Here is an 8,728-nt window from a genome sequence, read left to right as displayed (position 1 = left end):
TCAGGCCGGTCATAACCATTCGCCGATCGCGGCGATCAGGACGGTGGCTTCGAAGCGGACGGCGAGTTTGTCGAACCGGGTGGCGACCGCCCGGTTGCGCTTGAGCCGGTTGATCCCGCATTCGACCGCGTGCCGTGCCTTGTAGTCCTCGCGGTCGAACGCCGGAGGCCGCCCGCCGGTCTTCCCGCGCCGTTTGCGGTTGGCGGCCTGGTCGGCGGGCTCCGGGATCGTGCACGGGATTCCCCGCTTGCGCAGGTAGGCCCGGTTGGCGCGGAGGAGTAGGCCTTGTCGCCCCGCACTCGCAGGGGACGGCCCGGTCCGGTGCGGGGCACTCGGATGCCTTCCAGGACGGCGGCGAACTGAGGACTATCACCACGCTGACCTGCGGTGACCAGCAAAGTCAGCGGCCGTTGGCCTTGCTCGCAGGCCAGATGGGTCTTAGTGGTGAAGCCTCCCCGGGATCGGCCCAGACCGTGATCATCGGGCTCCGTGCGGGTTCCACCCGGCGGTTCCTTCTGGGCCTGGCCTTCGCGGCGGGCGCCTGCGGCGTGCTGATGGGCCCGGCAGATCGTGGAGTCGACGTTGACCTCCCACGTGATCAGCCCTGCCGCATCCGCCCGAGCCTGCAGTCCGATCAGCAGCACAGGCCAGGTGCCGTCACGTTGCCAGCGGCGGAAGAGCCCGTAGACCGTCTGCCACGGCCCGTACTCCGACGGCAGATCCCTCCACGGAGCACCAGTCCGCACCCGCCACCGGATCCCGTCTATCAGCTTCCGCCGACCCAGCGACGGCCGGCCCAACACCGCGACCGGCAACAACGGCTCCAGCACCGCCCACTGCTCGTCAGAAAGATCCCCTCGCCCCACATCGCGATCATCACGGCACGGGACGAGGAACGGAGCCGACTTTCAAAACACGCGCTACTGAACTTGAACCCGTGATGTCGGGTTCATCGCGGGCTGACGTGCGTCAGATGTGGGCCCTGACTTGCCGCACTGGATGTCCGAGTGCGTCCCCGATGGCGGTCAGTTCCTCGTCGCTGAACCAGGCGCGCTCGGGGTTCCAGATGGCGATCTCGAATCGAGCAAAGCCACAGGGCCAGTCGTAATCCAGTGCGTCCAGCGAGGTCGCGGTGCCGCAGCAGGGGACCACCACGGCGAGGGTTGCGAAGCCGTCGTCGCAGTGGGCTTCGAGTAGGTCGCCCCACCACTCGGTGTCGATCGACGCGCCGCAGTGGGGGCAACCGATCTTCTGCAGATTCTGACCACAGTCGACAACGGTGAGTGTGTCGTGCCAAGTGACGTCGATCTCGACGTCGACGCCGCCGGGGAGCCCGGGGGCCAGGTCCTCCACGATCGACGCAGCACGGTCAGCCGCGGCCTGCTCAGGCTGCCACTGCGGGTCGGTCGGAATGACAGAGAGGACGTCGTCGCTCATGGGCTCACTCGATTCGTCGGGCGGGAACCTCATCCAGGCGACGCGATGCTACTGATCGCGCGTGCGGGTGGCAGGTTCCCAGCCGGTCACGCGTCGAGTGCCAGGCCGGTGCCGGTGAGACAGCCGTCGAGCAGCTGGGGCCGATACTGCAGCATCTTGAGCTTGCGTTTCACGGTCCGGGTGATCTGCCCCAGGTCGGCGGCGGCGAGGTTGCCGAGGTCGTGCTTGACCAAGGACCACACGCCTTCCTGCGGGTTCAGGTCCGGGGCGTAGGCAGGTAGCCGGAACACCGTGAGCCAGCCGGTGTTCGCCGCGAAGAACTCGCGCAAATCTGCGGTCAGGTGAATGCGGACGTTGTCCCAGACCAGCACGATCGGACCACCCAGCTGGATCCGGGCGCGGACCAGCAGGTCACGAAAGTCCCGCGAGCCGAAGCCCTTGGGCTGGTTCTTGCGTCCGCGGTATTCGCGAACTGCGTAGATCAGCCGCGACCGCACACCCGCCTTGTAGCAAGTCATACCCACCATGGACACCCGGCCCGAGCCTCGGCCCCTGACGCGCACCACCGGGGTCTGGCCGACTCGGCCCCAGGTCCTGGCACGCGGCGGCGTCAGCGACTGGCCGGCCTCGTCTTCGAAGACGATCCAGCCGTTGCACGCTGCCGCGGTGCTCTTACCCGCGGCCAGACCTCTTTCTTCCACAGCTCCACCGCGTCATCGTCACGCTCGATCGCGCGGCGAGCGGGCTGCTGCCACGACCAGCCGTGACGCTTGAGCAGTCGCCACGTGCCCTCCACCGTGTACGAGATACGGAAGAGCCGACCGATCAGCTTCTTGACCCGAGCCAGGGTCCACCGCTGGTCAGCCCAGCCGTGCGCGAGCGGTCCACGCTCCAATTCCCGCTCCAACCTGGCGACCTGGGCAGCACTGAGCCTCGGACGACCAGGCGACCCCGCTCCCACCCGAAAGCGCCCCCTCGCTACCCAACACTACGAAGACGCCCTCACCGTGATCGGCTGCACCACGCAATCGGACACCATCCGCGTCGGCTCATACCTCGGTTGGGTCGAGGGATTGCTCGGTCCAGATGGTCTTGCCGTCCGGGGTGTAGCGGCTGCCCCATCGGCGGGTCAGCTGAGCAATGAGGAAGAGGCCTCTGCCGCCCTCGTCAGCCAGGCGGGCCCGACGCAGATGGGGCTGGGACTGGCTGGGGTCGGAGACCTCGCAGACCAGCCGGTGGTCTTTGATGAGACGCAGGCCGATTGGGCCGCTGGCGTAGCGAATGGCGTTGGTGACGAGTTCGCTGACGATCAGTTCGGTGGTGAAGGCCATGTCAGCCAGGCCCCACTCTGTCAGCTGGGCTGAGACCAAGGTGCGGGCTCGCGCCACCAGTCGAGGGTCGGCGGACAGTTGCCAGAATGCCGTGTGAGAAGCTGGCACGCGGTCGACACGAGCAAGGAGCAGCGCGAGGTCGTCGCTGCGGGGCTCCTCGCGCAGGCGAGAAACCAGGCGTGCGGTGATGTCGGTCAGGGGTTCGTCGGTGTGCGCGGCGGCCCGAGCGCCCTCACACACGCATTCCAGGTCTCCCCTGGCAGAGCCGTTCAGCGGCCCGCTGTGGAAGGCAAGGACGTCGCCCGGTTGGAGAAGCAGTTCTGTTGTTTCGAACGGTTCGCTGCCTGCGCCTAGGGCGGGAACGGACTGGAGGGACACCTCGTTTATTGTCCCCGTGTGCCGACGGGCCACCACGGGTACAGGGCGGCCGGCGGCTGCCACCAGGCACTGTCCGGTGACCGGGTCGTAGGTCGCGTACAGACACGTTGCTCCCCGCAGGGATCCGGCGATCGCGATGCCTTGGTGACTGTCGTCCTCACCGATGCGAGTCACCAGGTCGTCCAGGTGGCTGAGGAGTTCCTCGGGCGGTGGGTCCAGGTCGGCCAGGGTCTGCACTGCCGAGCGCAGCCGGCCCATCGCACCGGCGGCGTGCACACCGTGCCCGGCAACCCTGCCGACCACGAAAGCGATGCGGACACCGGACAGCCGGATCACGTCGTACCAGGTACCGCCAGTACCTGCGGCGGTGCTCGCCGGCACGTATGCCCCTGAGGTCTGCGCGGCGGCCGTCTCCACCACCGGGGGGGGCAGCAGGCTGTGCTGCAGCGCTTCGGTGACGCGCCGCTCCCGGCTATAGCGTCGAGCGTTGTCCAGGCTCAGTGCGGCGCGTGAGCCGATCTCCTCGATCAGGGGGACGTCTGCGGCGGTGAACGGTGCTCTGTCCCTGTTGCGCCACAGGCCCAGCACTCCGAGTACATGGCCCCGGGCGAACAGCGGAACGAACAGTGCGGAGACGGCTGAGGAGGGCCACAACAGCCGACGCCGTTCGGCATCGAGCTCCAGCCCCTCACAATACGCGGCCAGGTCAGCCGCCAGGACCGGGCCTCCTTCGCGCAGGACCCGGCTTTCCGACTCGCGAGCGCGCACTGTGTCGCCCGGCTGGTAGGTGTCCGCGGGCCACACACCGTCCGACGAGGCCACCGCGATGCGGCTCAGGAGCGTCCCGGGGAGAAGCCTGGTGGAGTCACCGCCTTCGAGCACGGGCTCGGACAGGTCCACAGATGCGAGATCCGCGAAGCCGGGAACCAAGATCCCCGTCAGCTCCTTGGCATTGCGTGTCAGGTCAAGGGACTGGCCCAGCCGTGCCGCGGCGGTATGCAGCAGAGCCAGCCGTTGCTGTGCGGCGTGTTGCTCGGTGACGTCGGTGACGACCGCCGCCACGCCAATCGCACCGCCTTGCGGGTCCTCGAGCCGGAACATCGACACTGTCACCGTCCGCTCCCGCTCAGGCGCGATGCGTCGCCTCGCCGAGTGCTCCCAGTCGATTAGGGGCTCACCGGTCTCCAACACTCGTCGCATCTGTTCGTTGAGCGCCGCGGCGTCCTCCGGCACGAGGACGTCCTCCGCTCGTAGGTCGATCAGTTCACCCTCGCTCCAGGGCTGATCGAGGCCGAGGAGCCGTGACTCGAAGTTCACCCGTCGGACCACCAGATCGGTGTCGTGGATCACCAGCCCCACACGGTCCTGCGAGAACAGGGCCCGGACCAGCGCTTGGTCCTCCATCCGGCGTCGGCTGTCGGCCCGAGGAACGGCGAAAACCAGGCGGCGGAGGACCGTCCCGGCGGGCAGCGGCACCACTTCAATGTCCACCGCGACCGATGCTCCGTCCCGGTGCCGCAGAGCCACACTGAACTCCAGGCGCCCAGCACGATCGAGCTGCTTCTGCCACGCGACGGGACTGACAACCAGAGCTGTCAGCGGTCTTCCCTGGACCTCCCCGGCCGACCAGCCGAGCAGATCTTGCACAGTGGTCGTGCACTGCACCACGGTGCCGCGCCCATCCAGCATGAATGCAACTGGCCCGCCAGACGGGCGGCCCGCTTCCTGAACCTGCACGTCAGACCCACTCCACTGCCTCGCTCCGTAGACCGCGACGCTCTTCTCCGCCATTCAACCCGAGCCGTCTTACCCACGCCTGACGGCGACACCCCATACCCGTCCGAAAGTACGAAACTGTACATCATTCAGGGCAAGAATCGAGCGCGGAAACATGCCGATGCCCAGTGAGCCCGGGCAGCCGCCTCCGCTGGGCCGGCGTCGGCCACGTCCGTGACAACCAGCTGATCGACGAGCTGGTGTGCGCCGGGCTCAAGCCGTGGGGCCAGCGACTGGCTGCCGGTGGTTCGCTGACGGCAGATCCGTGCGGGAATGCACGGTGAAGTGGAGGCGTCAACCATGGTCAGAGGAACCTGAGATGACGAAGCGACTGCCGTGTCCGCCCGCCCGGCCCATTGGAGGCGGCTGCGAGGTGGCGGCGGCAGAGGTCGGCAGCCGTGAGGCCGGGTGTGTGCAGCGCATCGCTGTAGAGCCGCGGTCTCCAGCATTTCATGCCGCCTGTGCCCACCGAGGGCGGTCCAAACGGATATCCGTGCGATGCGTGCGCCTCTGGGGTCGTGCGGCAGGCGGAGGGCGTACACCTGGGCCGCGTGTACACCTGGGCCGCGTGTGCGGAACTTCCTTTCGCACGCGGCGAGGGCGGGATCCGCCCGGGCTAACGGTTGACGAAGGGGTCGACCGTCATTTCATCGCCCCCCTTCTGGACCCCCGTGTTGATGGCCACCTCAACTGTCCGGTTCTTGGCAGTCTCGTGCGGCGGCATGACGGTCACGGTGTCGTAGGTGATCCCATGGCCGCCGGTCGTGTTCGGACGGTAGTGGAGATCGAACCAGGCCGTGTATCCGGTCGGCATGTCAAAGGCCACCGGAGTCTTGTGGCTCTTTTTGACGGAGGCCGCGCCGTACTGGCTGCTCTCCACAGCGACCGTCGGGAAGCCGTACATCTCGCAGACGTCTCCGGTGTTCCGCACCAGAATGGCCACCGTGCCCTCCTCGTTGACATCTCCTGCCGGTGCCTGCCTGAAATCGAGGTTCTCGATCGCGCAGGGCGCCATCCGGGCAGCGCCCTCCCCCACTCCGGCATTCACCGGGCTCTCGTCGGCCTCGGGCGCCGAACTGCCGGCAGGAGCCGCCGAATCACTGTCAGCGCTCGCAGCACTGGGATCCGCACTGTTGGCGGGAGCCGTGGGAACGTTGTCGGCGGCGTTGTTCGGGTCGCAGGCCGTGAGGGCAAGGCTCATGGCGACAGCCGCCAGGGCGAGGGCTGAGGTCTTGAAAGCACGCATAACGTCGTCTCCGAAGTCGTCGTCAAGCCAAGTGGCTTCCGTAGAATGTTTGTTCACTCGGTCAAACGTGGTGCTTCATCAGGCAGTTCATCTTCGAGAAGCCCAGGGACACCCCTGTGACACGTGAGAAACGGCGCCGTGACACCTCGTACCGACTGAAGCCTTCCAGGTGTGGTGGAGGCTCGGTTCACTGAGGGGTCGAGTCATGGCCCGTCCATCCCCTCACCCCGCCGAACTTCGTGAGCACGCGGTGCGCATGGTCACGGAGATCCGCTCCAGCTGCCCGACTGAGTGGGCGGCGATGAAGGCGGTCACCGCGAAGCTGGGTATCGGTTGTGCCGAGATGGTGCGGACGTGGGTCCGCAGCCCAGGTCGGCGCCGGGCCGGCGTCCCGGCGCAACTTCGGACGAAGCCGCTGAGATCAAGCGGCTGGAGGCCAAAGCCCAGGTCGGCGCCGGCCGGCGTCCCGGCGCAACTTCGGACGAAGCCGCTGAGATCAAGCGGCTGGAGGCCAAGAACGCCGGGCTGCGCCGGGCAAATGAGATCCTCAAGGCGGCCTCGGCATTCTTCGCAGCCGAGGCCGATCAGCCGTCGAGGCGCTCGTACGGTTCACCGACACCAGGCAGGTGTTCGGAGCCGAGCCGATCTGCAAAGTCCTGACCAGCTACGGACCAAGGATCGCGAAAAGCATCTACTGCGCCGTCAAGAAGCGCGCCCCAGCCCGTGGTCACGTGACCGCCTCACTGGACTCGACGCCCGCGGCCGCGGCAGGCAGCTGCGGTTGAAGCGCATTTCGGCGAAGCGACCGGCACCGATGTGGTGAACGCTTCGCCGAGCTCCGGTGCCGCGATGACAGGGCAGTCGCCCCGGTCATGGACTCACGGGATTCAGCGGGCTGACTCCGGTGCCCGTGTACGAGCCGGGGTCCAGGGACAGCAGGGCTCGAGCCGTGCCCGGCACACGCCGGACAGCTCGTGAGGAGCGTCTCTCCGGCGGCTCGGCCACTGAGCGGCCCACGACCCACCGGCCTTGGGTCGCTGTTCGGTCGCTAACCGACCTGGTCAGCATGCCTGACCTGGCCTTTCCTTCAGCGACCCAAGCAGAGCGCGACGCTGGCGACCGCGCATATTCGGAAGTCGTGTGCTCCTCAGATTCTGATGGCGCATGGTCACCATGGGCGGTCGCCAGGGACATGGTGAAGCCAGGTACCCCCGGCGAGAGGAGGAGTCGGCCGATCGCCCCTTGCCTGCGTAAGTGGGATGTACGGTGCACGCGAGGGCTCCCACGGCAGGCCACCCCGGGAGAGCTTGCGCATCACGAGGCGGAGGCCGAACATCCACGGCGGGGCCTGCTCGCCGGCGGTGACGGTGCACGGCCATCACCGCCAGGAAAGCATGGGCAAGCATGACGAGCGTGATGTGCCGGTACCAGCCCACGTAGCGATCGGGACCAGGGTCCGTCTTCACAGATCATCGAGTTGTGCATCACGGTGGGGTGATACGGCGTCATGAACTCACCAACCCTGTGCGTGCGCGGGCCGGTCCTCCTCCTGGCTCAGCAGACGAGGGGTGTCAGCGAAGGATGAACAGTGGCTGGGCCCGTTCGGTATGCAGCTGCCACAGTTCCTGGGCCACGTCGTCAGGTTCATGCCTGGCGCCGGGCCCGATGGGGCCGACGACCGTGACCTGGGCGGCATGCACGTCGTCGTCGGCGAGGGTGTCGTGGAGCATACGCACGTAGGCCGACTCGGCCGCGTAGGCGATGGCCGACACCGCGCGGTCGCGGTGGGGTTCGACGGCGGCGCCGCCGGTGGTGAACAGCAGGGTGCCGCGTCGCCGGCGGCGCATGTCCGGCACGACCGCGCGGACGGCGGCGACGGCGGCGACGACGTTCAGTGCCAGTGCGTTCGCGACGTCCGATGGCCCGGTCTCGAGTACGGGTTTGATCCACTCGAGACTCGGCCGCGGGCTGAACAGGACCACCTCGATCGGACCGAGCCGCTCGCGCAGTGCGCCGAGCGCTGCGGCGAGTGACTGCTCGTCGGTGACGTCCGCGGCTTCGACCGCTACCGTCAGGCCCTCGGAGGTGAGGTCGGCGGCCATCGTCTTCAGGCGTTCGGTGCTGCGTGCGATCAGCCCGACCGGATGTCCTTCCCGGCCGAACCGGCGGGCCGCCGCAGCTCCCAGATTGGGGCCGGCGCCGATCACAACGAACGCGCCCGTGCTGCTCACTTCTGCTCCAGATCAACGCTCTTGGTCAGTGCCTCGTTGGCATCGATCTCGTCTCGAAGCCGGTCCAGGCGGGCGCGTGCTCCGCCGAGCGCGTCGGAGCCGAGCAGCAGCCGCAGGGGCGGAGTGTCGGCGTCCATAGCCGTGGCGATGGCCGCGGCAGCCCGCACCGGGTCACCAGGCTGACGGCCCGAGACACCCAGCGTCGCCTCACGGCGTTTGCCCGCGGTCTGCTCGTAGTCGTCCAGGCGTGTCGGGGACTGCTGCATCGACGCCCCGGCCCACTGGGTGCGCAGTCCGCCGGGCTCCGCGATGGTCACCGTGACGCCGAG

6 protein-coding genes and 2 pseudogenes are annotated in these 8,728 nt (G+C 67.9%); 1 reads left to right on the top strand and 7 read right to left on the bottom strand.

What is annotated here, in order from left to right:
- Positions 1-9: 9 nt before the first annotated feature.
- The 5 genes and pseudogenes from IE318_RS38905 to IE318_RS38880 form a co-directional block, all read right to left on the bottom strand.
- Positions 10-866 (bottom strand): IS5 family transposase gene (locus IE318_RS38905; RefSeq protein WP_189907633.1). Its coding sequence is split into 2 segments (ribosomal slippage): positions 10-275 and positions 275-866, totalling 858 coding nucleotides; the frame shifts between segments, so codons are not numbered across the junction.
- A 103-nt stretch (positions 867-969) separates the two neighbouring features.
- Positions 970-1,437, bottom strand: a complete 468-nt coding sequence (locus IE318_RS38900; protein WP_189907632.1) for a hypothetical protein — start codon at positions 1,435-1,437, stop codon at positions 970-972.
- Between the two features lie 86 nt (positions 1,438-1,523).
- Positions 1,524-2,395 (bottom strand): annotated as a pseudogene (locus IE318_RS38895) (IS630 family transposase); the annotation flags it as partial.
- 91 nt (positions 2,396-2,486) lie between these two features.
- Entirely contained in the window at positions 2,487-4,883 is a 2,397-nt protein-coding gene (locus IE318_RS38885) for a SpoIIE family protein phosphatase (protein ID WP_189907631.1), read from the bottom strand.
- Between the two features lie 655 nt (positions 4,884-5,538).
- Positions 5,539-6,168 (bottom strand): DUF4232 domain-containing protein, encoded by a 630-nt coding sequence (locus IE318_RS38880; protein ID WP_189907630.1) that lies wholly within the window; start codon positions 6,166-6,168, stop codon positions 5,539-5,541.
- A 205-nt stretch (positions 6,169-6,373) separates the two neighbouring features.
- Here IE318_RS38880 and IE318_RS46910 point away from each other — a divergent pair.
- Positions 6,374-6,750, top strand: a pseudogene (locus IE318_RS46910) (hypothetical protein); the annotation flags it as partial.
- A gap of 989 nt (positions 6,751-7,739) precedes the next feature.
- Here IE318_RS46910 and IE318_RS38875 read toward each other — a convergent pair.
- Both IE318_RS38875 and IE318_RS38870 read right to left on the bottom strand, forming a co-directional pair.
- Positions 7,740-8,399: an SDR family NAD(P)-dependent oxidoreductase gene (locus IE318_RS38875; RefSeq protein ID WP_189907629.1), complete on the bottom strand. Its 660-nt coding sequence runs from the start codon at positions 8,397-8,399 to the stop codon at positions 7,740-7,742.
- Positions 8,396-8,728 (bottom strand): Rossmann-fold NAD(P)-binding domain-containing protein (locus tag IE318_RS38870; RefSeq protein ID WP_506005421.1); only part of this gene is annotated, 333 nt, incomplete at its 5' end. The genes IE318_RS38870 and IE318_RS38875, both read right to left, overlap by 4 nt.

It is taken from the genome of Streptomyces spiralis, assembly GCF_014654675.1.
Taxonomy (GTDB): Bacteria; Actinomycetota; Actinomycetes; order Streptomycetales; family Streptomycetaceae; genus Streptomyces; species Streptomyces spiralis.
This window is presented reverse-complemented; position numbering and strand designations above follow the sequence as displayed.